The 25,108-nt window shown below is 38.7% G+C and carries 15 protein-coding genes and 3 rRNA genes; 15 read left to right on the forward strand and 3 right to left on the reverse strand.

Going from position 1 to position 25,108, the window contains the following annotated elements; all coding sequences use genetic code 11:
- Window positions 1-758: 758 nt before the first annotated feature.
- The 15 genes from D9842_RS00385 to rrf all read left to right on the forward strand — a co-directional run bounded on the left by D9842_RS00385 (window position 759) and on the right by rrf (window position 21,665).
- On the forward strand, window positions 759-1,523 hold the full coding sequence (locus D9842_RS00385) for a DeoR/GlpR family DNA-binding transcription regulator (protein ID WP_121660770.1): 765 nt from the start codon (window positions 759-761) through the stop codon (window positions 1,521-1,523).
- 126 nt (window positions 1,524-1,649) lie between these two features.
- Window positions 1,650-2,405 carry a 2-dehydro-3-deoxy-D-gluconate 5-dehydrogenase KduD gene (gene kduD, locus D9842_RS00390; protein WP_121660771.1) on the forward strand — a complete coding sequence of 252 codons (756 nt, stop codon included), beginning with the start codon at window positions 1,650-1,652 and terminating at the stop codon, window positions 2,403-2,405.
- 57 nt (window positions 2,406-2,462) lie between these two features.
- A complete protein-coding gene (kduI, locus tag D9842_RS00395; RefSeq protein WP_121660772.1) occupies window positions 2,463-3,293 on the forward strand; it encodes a 5-dehydro-4-deoxy-D-glucuronate isomerase in 831 nt (276 codons plus the stop codon).
- A 353-nt stretch (window positions 3,294-3,646) separates the two neighbouring features.
- Window positions 3,647-4,267: a YesL family protein gene (locus D9842_RS00400; RefSeq protein WP_121660773.1), complete on the forward strand. Its 621-nt coding sequence runs from the start codon at window positions 3,647-3,649 to the stop codon at window positions 4,265-4,267.
- 109 nt (window positions 4,268-4,376) lie between these two features.
- Window positions 4,377-5,315, forward strand: a complete 939-nt coding sequence (locus tag D9842_RS00405) for a carbohydrate ABC transporter permease (RefSeq protein ID WP_121660774.1) — start codon at window positions 4,377-4,379, stop codon at window positions 5,313-5,315.
- Window positions 5,316-5,327: 12 nt separating this feature from the next.
- Complete coding sequence (locus tag D9842_RS00410) at window positions 5,328-6,161, forward strand: carbohydrate ABC transporter permease (RefSeq protein ID WP_121660775.1); 834 nt, start codon at window positions 5,328-5,330, stop codon at window positions 6,159-6,161.
- Window positions 6,162-6,299: 138 nt separating this feature from the next.
- Window positions 6,300-7,667: an extracellular solute-binding protein gene (locus tag D9842_RS00415; RefSeq protein WP_121660776.1), complete on the forward strand. Its 1,368-nt coding sequence runs from the start codon at window positions 6,300-6,302 to the stop codon at window positions 7,665-7,667.
- 79 nt (window positions 7,668-7,746) lie between these two features.
- Window positions 7,747-9,561, forward strand: coding sequence for a cache domain-containing sensor histidine kinase (locus tag D9842_RS00420; protein ID WP_121660777.1), 1,815 nt, complete (start codon window positions 7,747-7,749; stop codon window positions 9,559-9,561).
- The gene (locus D9842_RS00425; protein ID WP_121660778.1) at window positions 9,561-11,180 is read left to right on the forward strand and encodes a response regulator transcription factor; all 1,620 of its coding nucleotides are present in this window, start codon (window positions 9,561-9,563) and stop codon (window positions 11,178-11,180) included. Before D9842_RS00420 ends, D9842_RS00425 begins: the two co-directional genes overlap by 1 nt.
- A 19-nt stretch (window positions 11,181-11,199) precedes the next feature.
- On the forward strand, window positions 11,200-12,339 hold the full coding sequence (locus tag D9842_RS00430; protein ID WP_121660779.1) for a glycoside hydrolase family 88 protein: 1,140 nt from the start codon (window positions 11,200-11,202) through the stop codon (window positions 12,337-12,339).
- Between the two features lie 24 nt (window positions 12,340-12,363).
- The gene (locus D9842_RS00435; RefSeq protein ID WP_121660780.1) at window positions 12,364-14,217 is read left to right on the forward strand and encodes a DUF2264 domain-containing protein; all 1,854 of its coding nucleotides are present in this window, start codon (window positions 12,364-12,366) and stop codon (window positions 14,215-14,217) included.
- A gap of 16 nt (window positions 14,218-14,233) precedes the next feature.
- A complete protein-coding gene (locus tag D9842_RS00440) occupies window positions 14,234-16,054 on the forward strand; it encodes a heparinase II/III family protein (protein WP_121660781.1) in 1,821 nt (606 codons plus the stop codon).
- Window positions 16,055-16,647: 593 nt separating this feature from the next.
- A 16S ribosomal RNA gene (locus tag D9842_RS00445) occupies window positions 16,648-18,197 on the forward strand.
- A 193-nt stretch (window positions 18,198-18,390) separates the two neighbouring features.
- Window positions 18,391-21,343, forward strand: a 23S ribosomal RNA gene (locus D9842_RS00450).
- A gap of 206 nt (window positions 21,344-21,549) precedes the next feature.
- A 5S ribosomal RNA gene (rrf, locus tag D9842_RS00455) occupies window positions 21,550-21,665 on the forward strand.
- Together the 16S, 23S and 5S rRNA genes form the textbook arrangement of a ribosomal RNA operon.
- Before the next feature lie 415 nt (window positions 21,666-22,080).
- On the opposite strand, the gene D9842_RS00460 is transcribed toward rrf, so the two are convergent.
- The 3 genes from D9842_RS00460 to D9842_RS00470 all read right to left on the reverse strand — a co-directional run bounded on the left by D9842_RS00460 (window position 22,081) and on the right by D9842_RS00470 (window position 24,634).
- The gene (locus D9842_RS00460) at window positions 22,081-22,821 is read right to left on the reverse strand and encodes a hypothetical protein (RefSeq protein ID WP_121660782.1); all 741 of its coding nucleotides are present in this window, start codon (window positions 22,819-22,821) and stop codon (window positions 22,081-22,083) included.
- Window positions 22,822-22,870: 49 nt separating this feature from the next.
- Window positions 22,871-23,461, reverse strand: coding sequence for a spore coat protein (locus tag D9842_RS00465; RefSeq protein ID WP_162987253.1), 591 nt, complete (start codon window positions 23,459-23,461; stop codon window positions 22,871-22,873).
- A gap of 474 nt (window positions 23,462-23,935) precedes the next feature.
- A complete protein-coding gene (locus tag D9842_RS00470; protein WP_121660784.1) occupies window positions 23,936-24,634 on the reverse strand; it encodes a YetF domain-containing protein in 699 nt (232 codons plus the stop codon).
- Between the last annotated feature and the right edge of the window lie 474 nt (window positions 24,635-25,108).

A 25,108-nucleotide genomic window follows, 5' to 3' on the forward strand; every position in this document is an offset into this window, starting at 1 on the left:
GCTTATCAAGGTTTAATAAATGTAACGCTAATTGGATTGCTTACAACACAATCACAAAAGTAAGTGTCAGTGGTGAGTTTGTTTTGCGAAATTAATTGGGGTGAAAGTGGTAGGCTTTTCGATATTCAAGGTAGAAAATACTGTTGAGGAAAAGACTCTGATATTATTCATTGTTGATTTTTTCGTGGAGGTATAGGCATTGATAGGAGGAGAAATTCCGGTTAACGTGTATAGTAGGTGCTTAAGAAGCCTATATAAGCGGATATATTCCGGTTAATTTCTCTTTATTTAACTAAATCTAAAGATAAAGTTAATATAAGCGGAAAAACTCCCCTTATTCTGCGGGGAATGTTGGTATTTCACGATTTAAACGGAATTATTCCGTTTATTTTTTTCTAATTTTGTGAAAACACATCTATAGGATGCAAAATACTGTAAAAATACATGGAGACACAATCTTCCAAGATTATTGCTCATCAAATTATCGATTAATATAAGTGCGATTTACTGTTCGAATAGTAAGGTTATATCTAAACGTCTTTTTATTATAGTTGTTTTAAAATAACAAAAAAGTCTAGAGAAATAACCAATTAAATTATATACTATATTTACGAAATAGAACATTAAAGATATAAATGGAACAATAGCGAACAATAGGGGGTTCTCGAAAAGAAAACTGGACCTTTTATACTAGGTTTGTTTTTGTTCAATCCTGTCCTATAATAGTAAAATAAAGAAAATAACGGGGGACATAAAGAATGCTTGCAGTGGAACGGCATGAACGTATTTTAGATCAACTAGATAAAAATAAGATTGTAAAAGTATCTGAGCTTAGTAAGCTGTTAGATGTAACTGAGAAAACGATTCGCGGGGACTTGGAGCTATTAGAAAAAAGAGGTCTTCTAAATCGAATTCACGGTGGAGCCGTATTGGCAGAGGACGAAGGAAGAATGCTACCAATTGCGGAACGACAATCGGGATATAGTGATGTCAAATCTGCGATTGCAAAAGAGGCTGTCAAGCTCATTGAACCGAATGAAACGATTTTAATGGACGGAGGCAGTACGACGATAGCTATTGCAGAGTTACTTGGAGAATTTCCGATTACTGTCATTACAAATGATTTGAAAATAGCGAATGTGTTGCTTTCAAAAAGCAATGTCCAATTAATGGTTTTAGGTGGAACAAGAATTGATAAATCTTCCTCTTTGATGGGGGCACAAGCTACCGAAATGCTAAAGCGAATGAGAGTGAATCGTTTGTTTTTCGGTACAACAGGAATCTCAGTTGAACATGGATTAACCGTTTTTAATAGTATCCATGCTGATTGGAAAAAACAAATTATATCATGTGCAGATCATATTACGTTGTTGGCTGATTCATCAAAATTTGAAAAGGTTGCTCTTATACAATTTGCAAATTTTGATGAAGTAAATGAAATTGTAACAGATACAAATCTTGATCCACATATAAAAGAAACATTAGAAAATAGTCACGTGCGATTACATCTAGCAAATGTATAAAGATTAGAAGAAAAGATGATAAACGAACAATTAATCGTTGTCATCTTTTTTATTTATGTTATAATCAAACTATAATGAACTTAAACAAACAATAAAGAACATATTGATACAAGAGGAGGTATGAAAATGGGTTCACTTTTTTCACTGGAAGGAAAGGTTGCTCTATTAACAGGAGCAAGTCGAGGACTAGGACAGGGAATGGCAGTTGGTTTAGCAGAAGCAGGAGCAACTGTTATTGGAGCAGGTATGAGTGATATGTCCGAAACAAAAGAAAAAATTGAAGCGGTTGGTGGCGTATTTCATGGATTGAAAATTGATTTATCAGTAGATCATGCAGCTGAACAATTAGTATCAGAGGCCCTTAAATTAACAAACAAGATTGATATTTTAGTTAACAATGCAGGAATTATTAGAAGATCTGAAGCTGAAAATTTTTCCGATGATGATTGGTATGAAGTGATTAAAGTAAATCAACACTCTGTTTTTCAATTATGTAGAGAAGTTGGTAAACATATGCTTGAAAACGGCTCAGGTAAAATTGTGAATGTTGCCTCAATGCTTTCGTTTCAAGGTGGGTTAAGAGTACCAGCATATACAGCGAGTAAACATGCTGTTGCAGGATTAACAAAATCTCTTGCGAATGAATGGTCTAGTAGAGGTGTGAATGTAAACGCTATCGCACCGGGGTATATGGAAACAGATAACACAGCACAGCTTCGTGCAAACAAAGATCGAAATGAGTATATTACATCTAGAATTCCACAAGGTCGCTGGGGAACACCTGAAGACCTAAAGGGTGCTGTCATCTTTTTAGCATCAGATGCTTCAAGTTATGTGAACGGTCATATTTTATGTGTTGATGGTGGATGGATGAGTTCATAAACACTTATTGTTTTTATATTTTTAAGAAAAAAGCGAATTCGAAAGGGGAAATTTTTAATGGAAATCAGACACGCTACAAATCCAACAGACTTTAAATCATATACAACAGAAAGATTAAGAAATGATTTTTTAATTGATTCACTTTTTGTTCAAGGTGAAATTAATATGACATACTCTCACTATGATCGTGTTGTCACAGGTGGGGCAATCCCAACTAGTCAATCTCTTAAGTTAGAGGATCAAGATACATTAAAGACTGAATATTTCTTAGAAAGACGTGAAGTTGGTATTATTAATATTGGTGCTGAAGGTACTGTTTTAGTTGATGGGCAAGCTTATACATTAAATAAAAGAGATTGCTTATATGTTGGTATGGGAAACAAGGAAGTATTATTTGAAAGCAGCAATGCTTCTGATCCTGCAAAATTTTACATTGTTTCTACTACAGCACATAAACAATATCCAACAAAGAAGGCACCAATCGAAGATGCAGAGCCAACTCATTTAGGATCTGATAGTGAATCAAATAAACGTACAATTTACAAATATATTCATGCAGATGGTATTCAAAGCTGTCAACTAATGATGGGAATGACGTTATTAGAGCCAAATAACATGTGGAATACAATGCCTGCACATTTACATGACCGTCGTATGGAAGTTTACCTCTACTTTGATATGGATGAAAATTCAAGGGTTTTCCACTTCATGGGTGAGCCTAAAGAAACTCGTCATCTACTAGTGAAAAATGAACAAGCGGTCCTATCTCCACCATGGTCCATTCATTCCGGTGTTGGAACAAGCAATTACACATTCATCTGGGCAATGGCGGGAGAAAATTATACGTTCACAGACATGGATGCTGTGAAAATGGAAGATTTAAAGTAAATAAACCATTTAAATCCAAGCAAACAAACAAGAAAAATAGTGCATGACTCTTTTTGAGGAGATGCACTATTTTTTATTGTTAGGAAATTATCACTGCATTAATTGTGGACAATGCTTCGACAGCCAGCTTCAGCGCCTAGCCCCTCGAGGTCATAAGGCGATTTAGAATATAAGGCAAAGAACGCCTTCTATTCTAAATCACCTTATGCTTGTCGGGGCTGTACGAGGCGCTTACGCTTTTGGTATGAAAAAGTAAAAAAATTATAAAAAGTAGTAAAAAATATGCTACTTAGCTTAAAATCATTCACTCTATTATTAAACGTAATACTTCGAGATGAAATGGAGGAAACTTTGTGGAATCGTCTAGCTGGATGGGAGGCTTGTTACGAGTTTGTGACTGGATTAGTAAGTTAGCTTATCTGAATTTATTATGGTTGGGCTTTACAGTGTTGGGGTTCGTTATTTTTGGCTTTGCACCTGCAACAGTGGCTATGTTCACAATTTTACGTAAGTGGATCATGGGAGAAAGTTATCTCTCAATCTTTTCGTTATTTTGGTCAGTTTATAAAAGTGAATTTAAGAAGGCGAATATATTATGGAGTTGCCTTTTAGTTTCAGTCTTATTTATGTATGTTGACTGGGTTTTAATCCACTCAATGCAAGGAATTTTACATTACATGCTTTTAACTTTCTTTGTTATAGCTTTCATTTTCATACTAATGATCACCATGTATATATTTCCAGTTTATGTTCATTTTGAAGGATCGGTCCTTCACTACTTTAAATCTGCTATTCTTCTAGGTGCTTCGTTTCCAGGTCGTACTTTTTTAATGATGCTATCAGTAGGAACTGGGAGTTTAGTTAGTATCCTCTTTCCTGGTGTTGGTCTTTTGTTTTGTGGAAGTGGAATTAGCTTTGCATTAATGTATTTCTCTTTTTCAATTTTTAAAACGAAGCTAGCAAAGACTAAATAGTTTAAGTGAGAAAGTCAAAATTATTATAACTTTCATCAAAATACTGTTAAGTAATTGAAATTTTTCTTTTTTATAATAAAGGTATATTACAAAAGAGAGGTGATACCCGATGAGTCCAAAAACAGAAGTAACAACATCCTCAAATGTTTCGGTAAGGAAGAAAAGAGGATCCGTTAAAAGAACAGAAAGCTTAGCAGGGTTTTTATTTGTATCACCAATGCTGATCGGTGTTTCAATTTTAGTCCTACTGCCAATTTTTGCAACGTTTATTCTTAGTTTTGCAGATTGGAAGTTTATTCAAAGTATTGATCAGTTAAAGTGGATAGGCTTTGATAACTTTAAAGATTTGATGGACGATAAGGTGTTTTTAAAGTCTCTATTAAATAATGCACTCTTTATTTTTACAGTCCCTATTTGTATGGCGGTCTCCTTATTGTTAGCTGTGGTTATTGATAAAAGCGTTTACATGAAAAGTTATTTTAAGGTAGCATTTTTCATGCCATATATTTCAAGTGTAGTAGCAATTGCGGTTGTCTGGCAGGTTTTATTCCACCCTTCTGCAGGACCGATTAACCAAACATTGATGGCTTTAGGAATTGCCGATCCACCAAAGTGGATTGCTGATCCGAATTTTGCCTTAATTTCTGTTATGCTAATTCAAATCTGGATATCGATTGGGTTTAACTTGATTATCTATATTGCAGGCTTACAATCGATTCCACAAGAGCTATATGAGGCAGCTGATATGGATGGAGCAAATTCTTGGGTGAAATTTCGCCATATTACGTTCCCAATGGTATCTCCAACGTCCTTTTTCTTGCTAATTACAGGAATTATTTCGACATTCAAAGTATTTGACCTAATCGCTGTATTAACAAAAGGTGGTCCTCTACATTCAACAAGTATGCTTGTATGGCACTTATATGATACAGCTTTTGTGAACCTAGATATAGGTTACTCCTCTGCAATCGCAGTGATCTTATTCTTGATTGTTTTCTTAATTACAATCTTCCAATGGATTGGTCAGAAAAAATGGGTTAATTATTAAAGGGGGGATAATATGACAAGCCGTTTAAATGTTCAAAAAATAATCATTACAATAATCATATTTATCGTTAGTATCATGTTTTTACTGCCGTTTGTTTGGATGCTTTCAACCTCATTTAAAATAGAAGCAGATGTATTTAAGTTTCCGATTCAATGGATACCAGAAAGATGGAATGGGTTTAATAACTACCAACAAGTATGGTTTGGAGAATTTCCGTTTTACCTATATTACTGGAACTCTATTAAAGTAGCTGTTCTGACGACAGTTGTATCATGTACGGTTTCAGCTTTAGCAGCTTATGGATTTTCTAAAGTAGATTTTCCTGCTGGGAAATGGTTGTTTCTGATTGTACTAGCGACTTACATGGTTCCACCACAAGCAAGTTTGGTGCCACAATTCATTCTATATCGAAATATAGGATTGTTTGATAGCCATTTAGGTCTTATATTGTTGGGAAGCTTTAGTGTTCTAGGAACGTTTATGCTACGTCAATTTTTTATGGGAATTCATAATGAATATATAGATGCTGCGAAAATAGATGGTGCAGGTCATTGGCGAATTTTCTGGTCTATTGCTCTACCAATTGTCCGTCCCGCCGTTGCTACTTATGCCATCTTGAGATTCATATGGACCTGGAATGACTATCAAAACCCATTAATTTTCTTACGTACAGACGCCCTATATACGATTCAATTAGCTATGCAAAAGTTTACGACAATTAATGGAGAATTTTATTCCCTGATCATGGCCGCGGCTGTATCGGCGATTCTACCATTATTAATCGTATTTATTATTGGTCAAAAGCAAGTAATTGAAGGCATTGCTCTAGGTGGGGTAAAAGGATAATCGAATAAAAGTCAAATAATTCTTAATAGAGGTAAAATAATTTACATTTGATGATCAATGGCCTTTGCTATAATTCGTGTTGTAAGGGCTTTCCGAATAAAATGAAAGCGATTTAATAATGAACAAGGGGGATGTAACATGAAGAAAAAGTTTTGGTCAACAGTATTTGCATCTACAATGCTTGTTGGTGCCTTAGCAGGTTGTTCTGGTGGAGGGGGAGAAAGTGCTTCTGGATCGGAAGATGAAAAAGATACAAATGCATCCGAAGAAGCAGTTACAATCAAATTTCATACTCACGGTAATGAAGCTAGCTACAATTGGGAAAAAACAATTACTGCTTTTGAAGAGGAATATCCTAATATTGACGTTGATTTAGTTATTCTTAGTGAAAAGGGAGATACGCAAGAAGCAACGCAAAAGCTTGATTTAGCTGCTGCATCTGGTGAACAGCTGGATGTTCTTATGTTTAGTGATCCAGCAAGCTATGCTCAACGAGTTGCTTTAGGAATGGTAGCACCGATCGATGAGTTTATTGAAGAAGACGGATATACATTAAGTGAAGAATATAAAGTTGACACCAAAATAGACGATAGCTACTATGCTTTACCAGGTAAATTTAATCCATGGTATGTTCTTATGAATAAAAATCATTTAGATGAAGCAGGTTTAGAAGTACCAACGGATTGGACTTGGGATGAATATATGGAATATGCGAAAAAGCTAACAACTGATGATCATTATGGCACATATTTCCATGGTCCACAGGGTGGTGGCTGGATGGAATTTATGAAACTAGCTCTTGCTAGTGAAGAAGATAATACAGAGTTCGTTAAAGCTGACGGAACATCAAACTTTGACAGTCCTCTATTCAAGAAAACATTAGAAATGCGTGCTCAAATGGAATTAGAAGACAAGTCATCAGTTCCTTATACAGATATTATCTCTCAAAAGCTTCATTATCGTAATCAGTTCTTTGGTCAAGATGCAAGCACGATTTTAATTGGAAGCTGGATGAATACAGAGCTTGGTGGAACAGATCAATTCCCACTTGATTTTAATGTAGCAGTAGCACCTTATCCGAAAAACGAAGCAGGAGATGAGGGTGGCTATACACCTGTTACAACTGACTTTATGTCTGTTGCTGCAAATTCAGAGCATAAAAAAGAAGCATACACATTTATTCGTTGGTACACAACGGAAGGACAACTTGTACAAGGGAAAAATGTCCCATCATGGAACGGTGTAAGCGATGATGAGTTAGGTTCTATTATAGATGGCATTTTAGCTGGTACAGCAACACCAGAAAAGGTAGACCGTGATTCACTTGTTAATGTACTGAAAAACGCTAAATCATCTAAAATCATTCCACCTGTAGCTTATCAAGCAGAGCTTTATAAGGTGGTTAATGAAGAATATGAAAAACTAATTCTAGGTGAACAAGATATTGATGCTACATTAAAAGCAACACAAGAACGTGCACAAGAAATAATCGACAATAATCAATAGTCGTTTGATAAAATAATAAACAGGGGCGTAAAAAACCGTTTCCGCCCTCAAACTTTTTCTTAACTGAGGAGGATTGGTTATGTGGAATCGGATACAGCAAAAGCTGACGCCCCATTCTTTTCGTTATAAAGTCATTTTAACTTCCATTATTTGCATCGTGATTCCTGCTATTATAACGTTGTTTATCTACAGTTATTTAACAAAAGATGCCATGAAGGAGCAAGCATTATCAAATGCAAATAGAGAACTTATCTTAGCAAGTGAATATGTAACAAAATTACTTGATGATATGCTGTATGTTGCTAATTTTGTTCAAATAGATTCAGAGATTAATACCATATTAAAAAAGCATGCTAAAGAAGATAAAAACCAAGTTGTACAACAAAATGAATACTACGAAAACTATATGGAATACAGCAAAGTGGCAAAAACAATTGAAAACATTACTTTGCTTGGTGAGAAGTCATATGTAACAATTCTTCTGAAAAACGGAAAACATTACACCAATTACTCTTTGAGTGAATATAATCCTGAACAGCTCTTCCAAGAACCATGGTTCAAAGAACTAGATGGAGTTTTTGGTTATGAAGCGGTGTGGATCGGTAGTCAGCCAACAGTGTTTCAATCTGAACAAAAATCTAGCCCATATCAAATTTCTGTGGCAAGAACGCTAAGAGATTCGAATCTGAAAATATACGGATACGTTATTGTGACAATCATGGAAAACAAAGTAAAACAAGCATTTGAAAGCATGCCTGGTAAAGAAGAAATGATGTTAGTTGATTCTTCTAATAAAATATTATCACATGCTAATAATGAAAAAATCGGAACATCGTTTCCTTATCTAGTGCAAGTGAAAAAGAAAGATTTCTCAAATATAATGACGATTTCAAATCAAGATTACCTCTATGCAGACCACAAGATTTCTTATACCGGATGGAAATTAGTATCAATAAATCCATATAAGCAAGCAATTTTTAAAATTAACTCCATTTTTAACAAAGTATTTTTAACTCAATTGATCTCATTTATTATCTTTTTTCTTCTATTAACTTATGTTATTCAAACTATTACAAAACCACTTGTTCACTTAGGAGATGTCGCATCATCTGTACAAAGTGGGAATTTAAACGTTCGTTCACATATTCATAGCAAAGACGAAATAGGGAGATTATCAATTTCGTTTGATTCCATGCTAGATAAAATCAATGAAATGATTCGAGAAATTACTGAAACCCAAGTAAGAAAACGAAGAGCAGAATTTGCTATGCTACAGGCTCAAATTAATCCACACTTTCTATTTAATGTCTTAAATTCTATTCGGATGAAAGTTATGAAAAAAGGTGATTATGAAAGTGCGGAAATGATTAGTTCTTTATCTAAGCTACTGCGAATGACCATTGATAAAGATAAAGGGATGATTTCGTTTAAAGAAGAGGTAGACATTGTAAAAGATTATGTCACTTTAATGAATATGCGCCAAAAAGAAGCGGTGAATTTTGAAATTATTGTTTCAGCAGCCGCTTATTTGGAAGCGATACCAAGATTTATCCTACAGCCTATTATTGAAAACTCCATTATTCATGGACTAAATCAGAGTGCAGGAGAAATCTTGTTACACGCTTATGTGAAAGGAAATGATTTTTATATTACGATTGAGGACAATGGTGAAGGGATGGATGAGGATTCATTAAAAAACCTTCGTAATAAGCTTCGTTTAGATTCAAATTCAATAGCAGGTCAAAACAAGAGTGGCTTCTCAAGTCTTGGAATCTCAAATGTGTATGAACGGATGCGAATGACATTCGGTGATTCTTTTAGTATGGAAATAGATAGTGAGAAGGAAAAGGGAACAAAGGTAGTGATGTCCGTTTCTAGAAGGGGGAGAAGATAGTGTATAAAGTAATGCTAGTAGATGATGATTATCCTGTTTTGGAGCTATTATCTGAAATAATCGATTGGGAACAGTTAGGGTTAACACTTCAAAGTACTCATGAAAATGGAGCGAATGCACTGAATTCTGCCTTAAATGAAATGCCAGATATCCTAATCACCGATATTGGGATGCCCAAAATGAATGGAATAGAGCTAACACAAAAATTAAAGGAACTAAATCCAAATTTAAAAGTGTGTATGTTAACTTGTCACAATGAGTTTGAATACGCGCATAAAGCATTAAAGCTAAATGTTCAGGATTATCTTCTAAAAGATACCCTTAATCCAAAAGATTTGGATGTTTTATTAGACAATATAAGAAAAAATCTTGATGAAGAAAATAGTAAAAAATTAAAGGAATCACAATTAGAAAATATAGTAGAAAGAAATCGTGAGTCTATGAAGCGTGAGTTTCTTCGCAAAGCAATTTATCAACAAATTTATAGCCATGGTGATTGGTATGATGAAGCATTTTCTCTTGGATTAAATTTAAAAAGCACAACTTATATTCCTGTACTATGTTTTGTTCAAGAATATCAAGCGGCTAAAGAGTCTTTTCAGTCAGAAGATACATTAGTGTTTTCTCTTCAAAATGTTATAGGTGAGGTACTAAATAATGATGGTATTGAAGCTGTTCATTTTACATTAGGAAGCAAAGAATCGTTTCTGTTTTTCTCCTATCATTCAACCTTAAAAGCAGACAGTTATGGCAAAGCGTATGAATGCATAAGAAAGATTCAAAGTCATGTATCAAAAACATTAAATATTTCTCTTTCATTTTTAATTGGTGAATTAATAGATGATCAAGCATCCTTTCAAATAAAGAGTAAAAGTTTACTAGAGAGTACACAGCAACGTTTTTATATGGAGAAAGCTTCAGTTAAAAAAAAACGTCATGAAGCAGTCTCAAGAGAAAGCTTATTTGAATGGTATGATGAAGCATCTTTTGAAATAAGACAGCTAATTATCGCGAAAGATGCTTCAAAAATAAATCCAGTCGTTTCAAAATGGATGATGGTTTTTAAAGAAAAGCAATATTCGGCAGAATTTGTGAAGGACTGGGTGCTAAAGCTCCTATTAGATCTGAAAGTAAAATTGAAGGCTCTGCAGTTTTTTGGAACAAAATCTTCAGATGAAGTGCTACATGAAGAAATTCTAAGTATTGACTCATTAGCTGATTTAAGAGTTTGGCTTATCAAGTATTTTGAAATGCTTCTCTCAGCTGTTAATGATGTTAGTACACAATCAAGACGTAAAGAAGTAATTGAGGCGTGTAAATATGTAGAAGTTCATTTAGAGAAGAAGATAACACTTGATGAAGTTGCGAATGTTTTGTATTTAAATCCGAGTTATTTTAGTAGACTTTTCAAAAAAGAAGTTGGAGAGACATTCGTAGAGTACGTAACAAAGGCAAAGATGACAAGGGCAAAGGAATTACTCGAGCAAACAACTGATTCAGTCGGCAAAATTTGCGAAAGGCTTGGGTATGATAACCAAAGTTATTTTATCAAGGTATTCAAAAACTATGTAGGAATTACGCCTATAGAGTTTAGAGGAGAAAGAAAACAGGCGAACTAAACTGAGAAAGGAAGATTTGATGGTTAGTAATCAAACATGGGTAAACGAAGCATGGGAAAAGACTACTATAAAACTTAAGAGAACAAGTGAGAAAATTGGAGCGAATTTTCCACATGCAAGTGTAGATGGGTCTTATCAATTAGAAGCACCTTCTTGGTGGACAGCAGGATTTTGGCCAGGACTTCAATGGCTACTGTATCGTGAAACGAAGGAGAACTCTTTTAAGGAAATAGCTGAACAATGTGAAGAGAAACTTGATAGCGTTATTACGGACTACTATAAGCTGGATCATGATATGGGATTTATGTGGACGTTAACAAGTGTGGCAAGATATAAGCTTCTAGGTGAAGAAGACTCTAAAAGACGTGCTCTTTTGGTGGCGAATTTATTAATGGGAAGGTTTAACTCTGAGGGAAATTATATTCGTGCCTGGAATCCCTGGCATGAAGGAGAAGACAACTCAGGCTGGGCGATTATTGATTGTTTAATGAATCTTTCTCTATTATTTTGGGCTTCAGAAGTTACGGGAGATCCACGTTATAAGCATGTTGCAAAAAAGCATGGAGAAACAGTGCTGGAACACTTTATTCGAAAAGATGGTTCTGTTCACCATATTGTTCGGTTTGATCCGGTTACGGGTGAGCGAGTCGAAGCAATTGGTGGTCAAGGTTTTTCACCAGATTCAGCATGGTCCAGAGGAACTTCGTGGGCTGTTTATGGGTTAACGCTATTGTATAAACACACACAAGAAGAGCAATATCTTCAAGCTGCTAAAAATGTATCACACTTTTTTATTGCCAATCTACCGGATGATTCTGTACCATATTGGGATTTTAGATTACCAGATCACATCACAAAGCACCGTGATTCATCAGCAGGAGCAATTGCTGCTTGTGGATTACTTCTTTTAGGCAGTTTAGTCGAGCCTTCTGAACAAAGAATGTATAAAGAAGCAGGCACAAAAATTTTAAAATCTCTTTATGTGAATTATGGAGCTTGGGAAGATCTGAATGAAGACGGATTAATTCTTGAAGGAACAAGTCATTATCCTGAAGGGAAAAACATAGACGTTCCACTAATTTATGGGGATTACTATTTTGTTGAAGGTCTGGCTATGTTAAAGGGACATAAACAGTTATTTTGGTCTGTCGATAAATAAAATCGGGAGGGAGTAAGTGATCATATGCTTACAAAAAAACGATCATTAATGAGCAATCCTCTTAAAACGAAGCAAGATGTTGAAGATGCATTTAGAGAATTGTGTGATCCATTAAAGCAATATTATAGTAAAGGATTTGCTCGAATACATTTAGGTCATACAAGTGCTGCTTATTCTGATTCTATTGCAGGCCTTGAAGGCTTCTCACGGATATTATGGGGATTAGCTCCTTTGCTTGCGGGAGAAGATTATAATGAAAATGAGTTATTGGAGATGCATTTGGAAGGCATTAAGAATGGCACAAACCCTCTGCATGACGAATATTGGGGTGAAATAACAGACTATGATCAAAGAATAGTAGAGATGGCTGCCTTTGGTCTAGCACTGATTTTAATACCTGAAAAAATATGGGATCCACTTAGTGAGGAAGAAAAGGGGAATTTTAGTCGTTGGTTAAATCAAGTTAATCACTGTCAAGCACATGATTGCAATTGGCTTTTCTTTTCGGTCATTGTTAATTTAGGTTTTCAGAATGTTGGACTGCCGTATCATTCAAAAAAGGTAGAGGAAAATCTAGATAGAATTGAAACATTTTACTTATCAAATGGCTGGTACTCAGATGGCACCGATGGTCATGTTGATTATTATGTTCCTTTTGCTATCCAATTTTATAGTCTAATCTATGCGAAGGTTATGGAAGATAAAGATCCGATTCGTTCACAAAAATATAAGGAACGAGCAGAAGTATTTGCTAAAGAATTTATCACTTGGTTTTCTTCAGAGGGTTCCTCTCTTCCTTATGGCAGAAGTTTAACATACAGATTTGCTCAATCATCGTTTTGGAGTGCTGCAGTTTATGCAGGGATTGAGCCTTTTTCATTAGGTGTGATGAAGGGGATTCTTCTGAGAAATCTAAGATGGTGGTTTCAGCAGCCGATCTTTAACGATTCGGGTGTGCTTACAATTGGTTATTCGTATCCGAATCTAGTGATGGCTGAAAATTATAATTCACCAGGCTCTCCGTATTGGGCATTAAAATCATTCTTGCCTTTAGCCCTACACAAGGAACATCCCTTTTGGAAAGTAGAAGAAGAACCCTTACCGGAAGTGGGTAAGAAGGTTGTTCAAAAAGAACCACATATGATTATTTGTAGAAATGAAATGAATGATCATGTTTTAGCATTTAATTCTGGTCATCTTTCAACAAATGAACATACACATACTACAGCAAAATATGAAAAGTTTGTTTATTCAACCTCTTTTGGGTTTAGTGTACCACGAGCAGAATGGGGACTTCCCCAAGGGGCCTTTGACTCTATGCTTGCCTTAAGTGAAGGAGATAATCTTTACCGTGTAAAAAGACATTGTGAAAACTATAGGGTGGAAGACGACTATATTTATAGTAAGTGGAAGCCTTGGAATGATGTAGAGGTGGAGACGTGGCTTGTCTCGGGAACTCCTTGGCATATACGAGTTCATCAAATTAAAACGAATAGATTACTAGATACCGCAGATGGTGGCTTTGCTTTGGGAATTGAAGATAAAAAAGTAATTTCAGAATTAGTCACAAAACAAGCTGATCAAGCCTGTATTGCTTCAATGACTTGGGGAGCTAGCGGAATTATGAGTCTTCTTGGAGGAGGAAATGCTGAATTTATTTACCCTAACTCCAACACGAATATTCTTCATTCACGTACGGTTATACCAACGATTAAAACTCGAATCCATCCAGGTACTAGTATTTTAGTCAGTGCGGTTTTTGGTGAAACAGAAGAGAGTTATTACACAAAGTGGGAAGAAGCGCCTATTATAGAGATGGATTCTAACCGAATAACGATAAAAGCTTTAAATAAAAAAGCTCTTGAAATCAACATTTAGTGGGGTGGCTACTAATTTGACATTAACAGCGGAGCAGTTAAGTAGTTTTATAGATCATAATAAAACTTTACTTTTGTTTTCGTCAAAAGAGGAACAGCATCAATGGTTTCATTCTATAAAGAGCAAACAGTCATTCCAGTCCTTACTTGATGAGATAAAAGCTGAAGTTGATAAGCTATGTAAAGAGCCAATTACAGAGTTGTCATTTTTTGACTTTACCCTTTTTAGAGAAACAGGTTCAAGACTAGAGTACGAAAAACACTACTTTACTAAAAGAAAAAGATTAAATACGTTTGCTATTATGTGCCTTCTTGAACCTGATCAACCAATCTATTTAAAAGAACTTCATGAGGTGATTTGGAGTATCTGTAATGAATATAGTTGGTGTTTGCCAGCGCATTTAAAAGATAGACCTGAGATGTTAGAGGAAAGTGATTTCTTAACATTAGCTGAACAGCCTCACTATACGATTGATTTGTTTTCTGCTGAAACAGCTTTTGCTCTTAGTGAAATTTATCGGTTAACAGAGGATGTGCTTGATCCGCTTATCAAAAAAAGAATAGTACAGGAACTACACAAAAGGATTTTTATCCCTTTTCAACATCAGTCTTATTTTTGGGAAACATCCACACATAACTGGGCTTCAGTTTGTGCTTGTTCAATTGGTGCAGCTGGATTACATCTGTTGAATGATGAGACGCTTTTAGCGGGAATTTTAAAGCGTGTACTGAATGCCCTTCAATATTATTTAAAAGGGTTTAATGATGATGGTGGCTGTTTAGAAGGGTACGGTTATTGGCAATACGGGTTTGGTTTTTATGTTTATTTTGCAGATTTACTAAAAGTAAAAACAGCAGGAAACGTAGATTTGTTTGATCAGAAAAAAGTCCATAAAATGGCTCTCTTTCAACAAAAATGTTTTATACATAAAAAGAAAGTAGTGAACCTTTCTGATTCAACAGAGGAAGCGACTGTTTTCCTCGGACTTAGTCATTATTTAAGTCGCATGTATCCACAAATAGAAGTGCCTAAAAACGAGCTTAGAGCTTCATATAGTGAAGATCATTGCAGCAGGTGGGCACCAGCTATTCGCAATTTGCTTTGGTTTGATGAAAGTAAGAGAGGGCAAGAGTGGCGAGATACAACCTATTATTTAAACGATTCTCAGTGGCTTATTTCAAGAAATAATGGCTATGCTTTTGCCTCTAAAGGTGGTCACAATGACGAACCTCATAATCATAATGATATCGGCCACTTTATTCTACAAGCTAATGGTGAAACCTTTCTTAAAGATTTAGGAAGTGGTATGTATTGTGAAGCCTATTTTAGTGATAAGAGATATGAGTTTTTATGTAACGGTTCACAGGGACATTCGGTACCAATTATTAATAATCAATTGCAAAAAGACGGCCCTAGCTATTGTGCGAGAATAATAGATCAGCTCCAGCAGGATGAAGAAGATATGTTAGAAATGGACTTGGCAAAAGCATATGAAGTTTCGGAGTTAAACAGTTTGGTAAGGAGGTTTGTTTGGAAGAAAGTAAATAAACCTATGTTAGTATTAACAGACACTTATACTTTCTCTTCAACTCCGGACTCAATCGTAGAACGATTCATCACTCCCGTTTTATCATTATCTTATGAATCTGATGGAATTGTATTAACTGGTGACCAAAGTATTAAAATTTCATATGATTCTAGTCTACTTGACTTGACGGTGAATGAAAAAGATTTTCTTAATCATTATGGTGAAAAGGAAAGGTTTTGTCAGTTGGATTTTTCTGTGAAGGAACTGAGTCAATTGTGTCGAGTGGAGTTTGAGTTTTCCTTTTTATAATGAAGAAGCAGCACTAGGAACCGTCCCTCAAAGGTTGGTTCCTATCTTCAAAACGACTCTTTCTACTATATGATTTCATTTCATCTAGGGAATTCGTATACCTACTATATAATAGAAGTTAGCTAAAAACACTTCTTCTTTTTTACTATACATGTCTGTAGTCTTCATCTTTCTTGATATAATTTACCTACAATAACTAATCGTTATTAGTGGGTATAAATACCAATTTATAATTTATACAATTTGTTGACTTTACTAACCCCTGATGATAAGATGTTCCTTGTCCCTTCGTAGAAGGATACTGTTAGGTTATTTTTATATGAGATATGTTGGATAGAATGACCTAAAAAACATTTTAGAGACATTATTGACTTCTGTGAAGTTAAGTGATAAGATGTATTTTGTCGCTAGGAAATGTTAGTGAATTTTATTATCTCTAAAAATTATTCAGAGAAGTTGACAACGGAGAAGTTATTTGATACAATGATTTCTGTTGCTGGTTTCTTTGAAACCTAGTTTGATAGTTCTTTGAAAACTAAACAAAACAGAAACGTCAACGTTTTAAAGATTTAATTATGAGCTTTATCAACTCTTTATTGGAGAGTTTGATCCTGGCTCAGGACGAACGCTGGCGGCGTGCCTAATACATGCAAGTCGAGCGAATCAATGGGAGCTTGCTCCCTGAGATTAGCGGCGGACGGGTGAGTAACACGTGGGTAACCTGCCTGTAAGATTGGGATAACTCCGGGAAACCGGAGCTAATACCGGATAACATTTTGAACCGCATGGTTTGAAATTGAAAGACGGCTTTTAGCTGTCACTTACAGATGGACCCGCGGCGCATTAGCTAGTTGGTGAGGTAACGGCTCACCAAGGCAACGATGCGTAGCCGACCTGAGAGGGTGATCGGCCACACTGGGACTGAGACACGGCCCAGACTCCTACGGGAGGCAGCAGTAGGGAATCTTCCGCAATGGACGAAAGTCTGACGGAGCAACGCCGCGTGAACGATGAAGGCCTTCGGGTCGTAAAGTTCTGTTGTTAGGGAAGAACAAGTACCAGAGTAACTGCTGGTACCTTGACGGTACCTAACCAGAAAGCCACGGCTAACTACGTGCCAGCAGCCGCGGTAATACGTAGGTGGCAAGCGTTGTCCGGAATTATTGGGCGTAAAGCGCTCGCAGGCGGTTTCTTAAGTCTGATGTGAAAGCCCACGGCTCAACCGTGGAGGGTCATTGGAAACTGGGGAACTTGAGTGCAGAAGAGGAGAGTGGAATTCCACGTGTAGCGGTGAAATGCGTAGAGATGTGGAGGAACACCAGTGGCGAAGGCGACTCTCTGGTCTGTAACTGACGCTGAGGAGCGAAAGCGTGGGGAGCGAACAGGATTAGATACCCTGGTAGTCCACGCCGTAAACGATGAGTGCTAAGTGTTAGAGGGTTTCCGCCCTTTAGTGCTGCAGCAAACGCATTAAGCACTCCGCCTGGGGAGTACGGTCGCAAGACTGAAACTCAAAGGAATTGACGGGGGCCCGCACAAGCGGTGGAGCATGTGGTTTAATTCGAAGCAACGCGAAGAACCTTACCAGGTCTTGACATCCTTCGCTACTTCTAGAGATAGAAGGTTCCCCTTCGGGGACGAAGTGACAGGTGGTGCATGGTTGTCGTCAGCTCGTGTCGTGAGATGTTGGGTTAAGTCCCGCAACGAGCGCAACCCTTGATCTTAGTTGCCAGCATTCAGTTGGGCACTCTAAGGTGACTGCCGGTGACAAACCGGAGGAAGGTGGGGATGACGTCAAATCATCATGCCCCTTATGACCTGGGCTACACACGTGCTACAATGGATGGTACAAAGGGCTGCAAGACCGCGAGGTCAAGCCAATCCCATAAAACCATTCTCAGTTCGGATTGCAGGCTGCAACTCGCCTGCATGAAGCCGGAATCGCTAGTAATCGCGGATCAGCATGCCGCGGTGAATACGTTCCCGGGCCTTGTACACACCGCCCGTCACACCACGAGAGTTTGTAACACCCGAAGTCGGTGGGGTAACCGTAAGGAGCCAGCTGCCTAAGGTGGGACAGATGATTGGGGTGAAGTCGTAACAAGGTAGCCGTATCGGAAGGTGCGGCTGGATCACCTCCTTTCTAAGGAAAAATGAAGGACAAGCTCCTTCATAAAAAGACGTTTCTGATTTTGTTTAGTTTTGAGAGAATTATCTCTCAATATATGTTCCTTGAAAACTAGATAACGAAAACAATTCAAGTAATTCACTGAGTTTAAACGCTTAGTTTAGTGATTCTCTTAATAATTGATTTAAACGACATCTTCGATGTCAAAGGTTAAGTTGTTAAGGGCGCACGGTGGATGCCTTGGCACTAGGAGCCGATGAAGGACGGTACTAACACCGATATGCTTCGGGGAGCTGTAAGTAAGCTTTGATCCGGAGATTTCCGAATGGGGAAACCCACTGCTCGTAATGGAGTAGTATCTTCACCTGAATTCATAGGGTGATGATGGCAGACCCGGGGAACTGAAACATCTAAGTACCCGGAGGAAGAGAAAGCAAACGCGATTTCCCAAGTAGCGGCGAGCGAAACGGAAGAAGCCCAAACCAAGAGGCTTGCCTCTTGGGGTTGTAGGACACTCTATATGGAGTTACAAAGGAACGGAGTAAATGAAGAGGTCTGGAAAGGCCCGTCAAAGAAGGTAACAACCCTGTAGTTGAAACTTCGTTCCCTCCAGAGTGGATCCTGAGTACGGCGGGACACGTGAAATCCCGTCGGAAGCAGGGAGGACCATCTCCCAAGGCTAAATACTCCCTAGTGACCGATAGTGAACCAGTACCGTGAGGGAAAGGTGAAAAGCACCCCGGAAGGGGAGTGAAAGAGATCCTGAAACCGTGTGCCTACAAGTAGTCAAAGCCCTGTTGATATTTCCTTGCGGAAAATCACGGGTAATGGCGTGCCTTTTGTAGAATGAACCGGCGAGTTACGATCCCGTGCAAGGTTAAGTTGATAAGACGGAGCCGCAGCGAAAGCGAGTCTGAATAGGGCGAAAGAGTACGTGGTCGTAGACCCGAAACCAGGTGATCTACCCATGTCCAGGGTGAAGTTCAGGTAACACTGAATGGAGGCCCGAACCCACGCACGTTGAAAAGTGCGGGGATGAGGTGTGGGTAGCGGAGAAATTCCAATCGAACTTGGAGATAGCTGGTTCTCTCCGAAATAGCTTTAGGGCTAGCCTTGAAATGAGAGTCTTGGAGGTAGAGCACTGATTGGACTAGGGGCCCCCATCGGGTTACCGAATTCAGTCAAACTCCGAATGCCAAAGACTTATGTTCAGGAGTCAGACTGCGAGTGATAAGATCCGTAGTCAAGAGGGAAACAGCCCAGACCACCAGCTAAGGTCCCAAAGTATACGTTAAGTGGAAAAGGATGTGGAGTTGCTTAGACAACCAGGATGTTGGCTTAGAAGCAGCCACCATTTAAAGAGTGCGTAATAGCTCACTGGTCGAGTGACTCTGCGCCGAAAATGTACCGGGGCTAAACGTATCACCGAAGCTGTGGACTGTTCTTACGAACAGTGGTAGGAGAGCGTTCTAAGGGCTGTGAAGCCAGACCGTAAGGACTGGTGGAGCGCTTAGAAGTGAGAATGCCGGTATGAGTAGCGAAAGAGGGGTGAGAATCCCCTCCACCGAATGCCTAAGGTTTCCTGAGGAAGGCTCGTCCGCTCAGGGTAAGTCGGGACCTAAGCCGAGGCCGAAAGGCGTAGGCGATGGCCAACAGGTTGAAATTCCTGTACCACCTCCTCACCGTTTGAGCAATGGGGGGACGCAGAAGGATAGGGTAAGCGCGCTGTTGGATATGCGCGTCCAAGCAGTTAGGCTGACAACGAGGCAAATCCCGTTGTCATATAAGGCTGAGCTGTGATGGCGAGGGAACTATAGTACCGAAGTTCCTGATTCCACACTGCCAAGAAAAGCCTCTAGCGAGGTGAGAGGTGCCCGTACCGCAAACCGACACAGGTAGGCGAGGAGAGAATCCTAAGGTGAGCGAGAGAACTCTCGTTAAGGAACTCGGCAAAATGACCCCGTAACTTCGGGAGAAGGGGTGCTTTTTAGGGTGAATAGCCCGGAAAAGCCGCAGTGAATAGGCCCAGGCGACTGTTTAGCAAAAACACAGGTCTCTGCGAAGCCGCAAGGCGAAGTATAGGGGCTGACGCCTGCCCGGTGCTGGAAGGTTAAGGGGAGAGGTTAGCGCAAGCGAAGCTTTGAACCGAAGCCCCAGTAAACGGCGGCCGTAACTATAACGGTCCTAAGGTAGCGAAATTCCTTGTCGGGTAAGTTCCGACCCGCACGAAAGGCGTAACGATCTGGGCACTGTCTCAACGAGAGACTCGGTGAAATTATAGTACCTGTGAAGATGCAGGTTACCCGCGACAGGACGGAAAGACCCCGTGGAGCTTTACTGTAGCCTGATATTGAATTTTGGTACAGCTTGTACAGGATAGGTAGGAGCCTGAGAAGCCGGAGCGCTAGCTTCGGTGGAGGCGTCGGTGGGATACTACCCTGGCTGTATTGAAATTCTAACCCACAGCCCTAAATCGGGCTGGGAGACAGTGTCAGGTGGGCAGTTTGACTGGGGCGGTCGCCTCCTAAAATGTAACGGAGGCGCCCAAAGGTTCCCTCAGAATGGTTGGAAATCATTCGTAGAGTGTAAAGGCACAAGGGAGCTTGACTGCGAGACCTACAAGTCGAGCAGGGACGAAAGTCGGGCTTAGTGATCCGGTGGTTCCGCATGGAAGGGCCATCGCTCAACGGATAAAAGCTACCCCGGGGATAACAGGCTTATCTCCCCCAAGAGTCCACATCGACGGGGAGGTTTGGCACCTCGATGTCGGCTCATCGCATCCTGGGGCTGTAGTCGGTCCCAAGGGTTGGGCTGTTCGCCCATTAAAGCGGTACGCGAGCTGGGTTCAGAACGTCGTGAGACAGTTCGGTCCCTATCCGTCGTGGGCGTAGGAAATTTGAGAGGAGCTGTCCTTAGTACGAGAGGACCGGGATGGACGCACCGCTGGTGTACCAGTTGTCTTGCCAAAGGCATAGCTGGGTAGCTATGTGCGGAAGGGATAAGTGCTGAAAGCATCTAAGCATGAAGCCCCCCTCAAGATGAGATTTCCCATAGCATTTAGCTAGTAAGATCCCTGAAAGATGATCAGGTTGATAGGTCAGAGGTGGAAGCGCGGTGACGTGTGGAGCTGACTGATACTAATCGATCGAGGACTTAACCTAATAGAAAAGCGGAAGAAGCTTAGCTTTTATCCATAGGGAATTGGAGCGATCGAAATGAAGTCGTTCTTTGACTTCTTCGAGAGAGTGAAATTACCGTAGGATTTGGCTTCTGGAGCTGGACAAAGTAAGAGCGTAAACTCAGTAGAGTGAATTGAATTGTGAATCGTTATCTAGTTTTGAAGGAACACCCTTCAAACTAAATATTATTTGGTGATGATGGCGAAGAGGTCACACCCGTTCCCATGCCGAACACGGAAGTTAAGCTCTTCAGCGCCGATGGTAGTTGGGGGTTTCCCCCTGTGAGAGTAGGACGTCGCCAAGTAATAGGAAAAAGATCAGTAGAGATACTGTTCTTTTTTTGTATAATTAAGTGGTGGAAAAATCGAAGATTTGAAATTGAGAAGTAGAAGATTAAATAAGACTACTAGCCAGAGGCTTGGGAGAAGCAAGAAGGTCAAGGAAGCGCAGGGAGTGAAGACCGGAGTGTGCGGTCTTGGCACATGAGGATCTGAACGAACAAGCTGACGCGGAGATTCGCCGCTTATCGCAAGCCGATAGGCCGAACGCGGAAGTTAAGCTCTTGCGCCGATGGTAGTTGGGGGTTTCCCCCTGTGAGAGTAGGACGTCGCCAAGTAATAGGAAGAAGATCAGTAAAGATACTGTTCTTTTTTTATAATTGCAATGTATGGTTTAATTTAAAAGAGGCTAACTCATTGAGTTAGCCTCTTTATTATTTATTAAAAGCTTCCGAAACCACCATGAACCTGAGAACCGCTATGAGCAGTTTGTGCATTTTGACGAACTACATGCTGTGCATCAGTTCCAGCAAACCCAGGTTGGAACATAGCTTGAGGTCCGCTCATCATATACTGTGGTGATTGTCCAAGAGTATTGTATCCGCCTTGAACCTGAGAACCGCTATGAGCAGATTGAGCATTTTGACGAACTACATGCTGCGCGTCAGTTCCAGCGAAACCAGGTTGGAACATAGCTTGAGGTCCGCTCATCATATACTGTGGTGATTGTCCAAAAGTATTGTATCCACCATGAACCTGAGAACCGCTGTGAGCAGATTGAGCATTTTGACGAACTACATGCTGCGCGTCAGTTCCAGCGAAACCAGGTTGGAACATAGCTTGAGGTCCGCTCATCATATACTGTGGTAATTGTCCAAAAGAATTGAACCCACCTTGAACCTGAGATCCACTGTGAGCAGATTGAGCATTTTGACGAACTACATGTTGAGCATCAGTTCCAGCAAAGCCGGGTTGGAACATAGCTTGTGGACCACTCATCATATATTGTGGTGATTGTCCAAAAGAATTGAACCCACCCTGAACCTGAGATCCGCTATGAGCAGATTGGGCATTTTGACGAGCAACATGTTGAGCATCAGTTCCAGCAAACCCAGGTTGAAACATTGATTGTGAACTGCCTAAAGCACCAAATTGTTGGAAACCAAAACCTTGTCCATTCATAATGAAGTCCTCCTTATAATGTGTTATTTAAATCCAAACAGTTTATTACCTAGTATGAAAAGTTACCAGTATTATTTATGCGATTTTGCATATCAATGTTAGTCATTGGTTGAAACATTGATGCCATTTGTGTCATTTGAGATTGAGGGAATCTTGGTGGTTGATAGTAACCATTTTGATTCATCCAGCTCCAAATGTCGTAGGCCATTTCCTGACATAAAAGTGCTCCCTGTACATGGTAATGTCTGATAGCTGGATCAACACATTCATTTGCCCAAACCATACTCATAACAGAGCCTGTTTTATGTGCATTTAAAACAAGTGTTGCGATCGTTTGATCCGATAATGTTTTTGTATTTGGCATTGGAACACCAAGTGGAACTTGATTTTGCATACCGGTAGTGGAGTAATGTCCTTGGAAATCAGGATTATGATATGCCATATTATTACCTCTACCCTGTAGAAGGTTAAGGCCCTGCTGATATGCTTGAATCATTCTTTGTTGATGATTTCTTAAAATGCCAGCTAGTGTTTGATCATGACATTGATTTGCAAAAGCACCATGCTGTTCAATTTCAGCAATCTTTACTCGTAGTGCTTCTTGTGTCTCTAACAGTTCATGTGCAGCAAAGTTCATCATATAATGTCTCCCTCTAAAAAAATTGGACATGTGCCCAAAAAATAGTTTGAGCTTAGAATGGGGAAAAATTCTTCCAAATTAAGGAGGGAACTTTGGCCATTGAATAATTCATATCCGTGTTAATTTGGGTAAGTGTAAACGCGGGAGAAAATTCCTGATATTAAGAAAGAGTAGACCGAGGGAAAAGCTATCGTCGGTAACAGGAAAGATGATAGAAAACCCCTTATCAAGGGGGTTACAGCAATATACATATTTCTTAGAATCTTTAAACTCAGTTTCAGTTTCATGATCAGTTTTTTTAGAGTTTTGGATTCCTTTTTTGTCACAGTTTCAACACTTTCCTTGAAATTAACTGTTTTCTTTATTTTTTCAAATTTTTATAAGTTTTATTTTCCATTATTAGTAATTGTTTGTACTCCGTAAACTTGAAAGTGGAGTATTTATATTTTTTAAGTGTCCTCAATGTTTCTTTGTCTAATGGACAGTATCATTTCTATTGTCAATATATAATGTTCCATCTTTATTTACTTCAGCATAAAAAACTTCTGATACAGAATTGATTCCTTTGCTAGTTAACTGCTGGTTTAACCATTCCTCGTTTAAATTTAACTTAGAAAGATTTTGATAATTCACTTTACCATCTGATATTACATTTGTTGGGAGTGGATAAATTTGTTTCGTGCTACTCTCGATATTCAAATCACCTTTAGTAATTGTTTGTTTATTTTGTTTTTTAACAACAGAAAGTTTACCGTCGGTTTCAAAGATCGCGTATTCAACATCAGCTAACGAGTAAACATTTTTCTGCCTAAGCATTGCATTTAAAGCATCAACATCTAGACGAACCTTTCTAAGTGTTTTTTCCATAATCTGTCCATCCTTGACAACGATAATCGGTTCTCCTTCAATAACATAACGTGCTTTTTTAGACTTGATATCAATTAAGTCCATCAAAATAGTTATAATACCCCATCCAACCAATGCAAGTACTCCATTTCGTATACTTAAATTATTACTCACAGCTAGGTTGGCTCCAATCGAGCCAATTGCGATCCCTGAGACAAAGTTAAAAAATGTCATTTGACTAACTTCTTTTCTACCCATAATTCGTGTCATTAATAACATTGTTGCAAATGAAAGTAAAACTCTAAGTCCTAATTCCAGTACTGACATGAAAAAACCTCCTTTCCTATATTTTGTCTATAAGTGAAGGGAAATATTTAATGTGATGAAGAGAGTTTATATAAACTTTTTTTAGATTGAAGAGCTCATGAAGATTGATCAACAATGACAGGTTTTTACCCATTTAATAGATAGACACATACCTAAAAGCAGGAAAAAAATACAATACTTTGGTGAAATGGGCTGAGTGAAGTCCAAAACAAGATAACACCAATTAGCAGTTCAATATAGGTAAATTAATTACTTAGCAAGTAATGAGGGATTACCATCACAGAGTTACAGAAGTATTATCATTTTTACTCAGTACTAGGGACCTTCATTATAGGCACAGGATATTTTGAAGACATAGTTAATGAATCTAAAACCATTAATGGAGTAGGAAATGCATTCGGAGATCATTCACATATAGAAATGACTCCCAAAAATTCGACTATCGGATCACGATGTTTTGGGACAAGTTTTCTT

Origin of the sequence: Metabacillus litoralis, assembly GCF_003667825.1 — a bacterium.
GTDB lineage: Bacteria > Bacillota > Bacilli > Bacillales > Bacillaceae > Metabacillus > Metabacillus litoralis_B.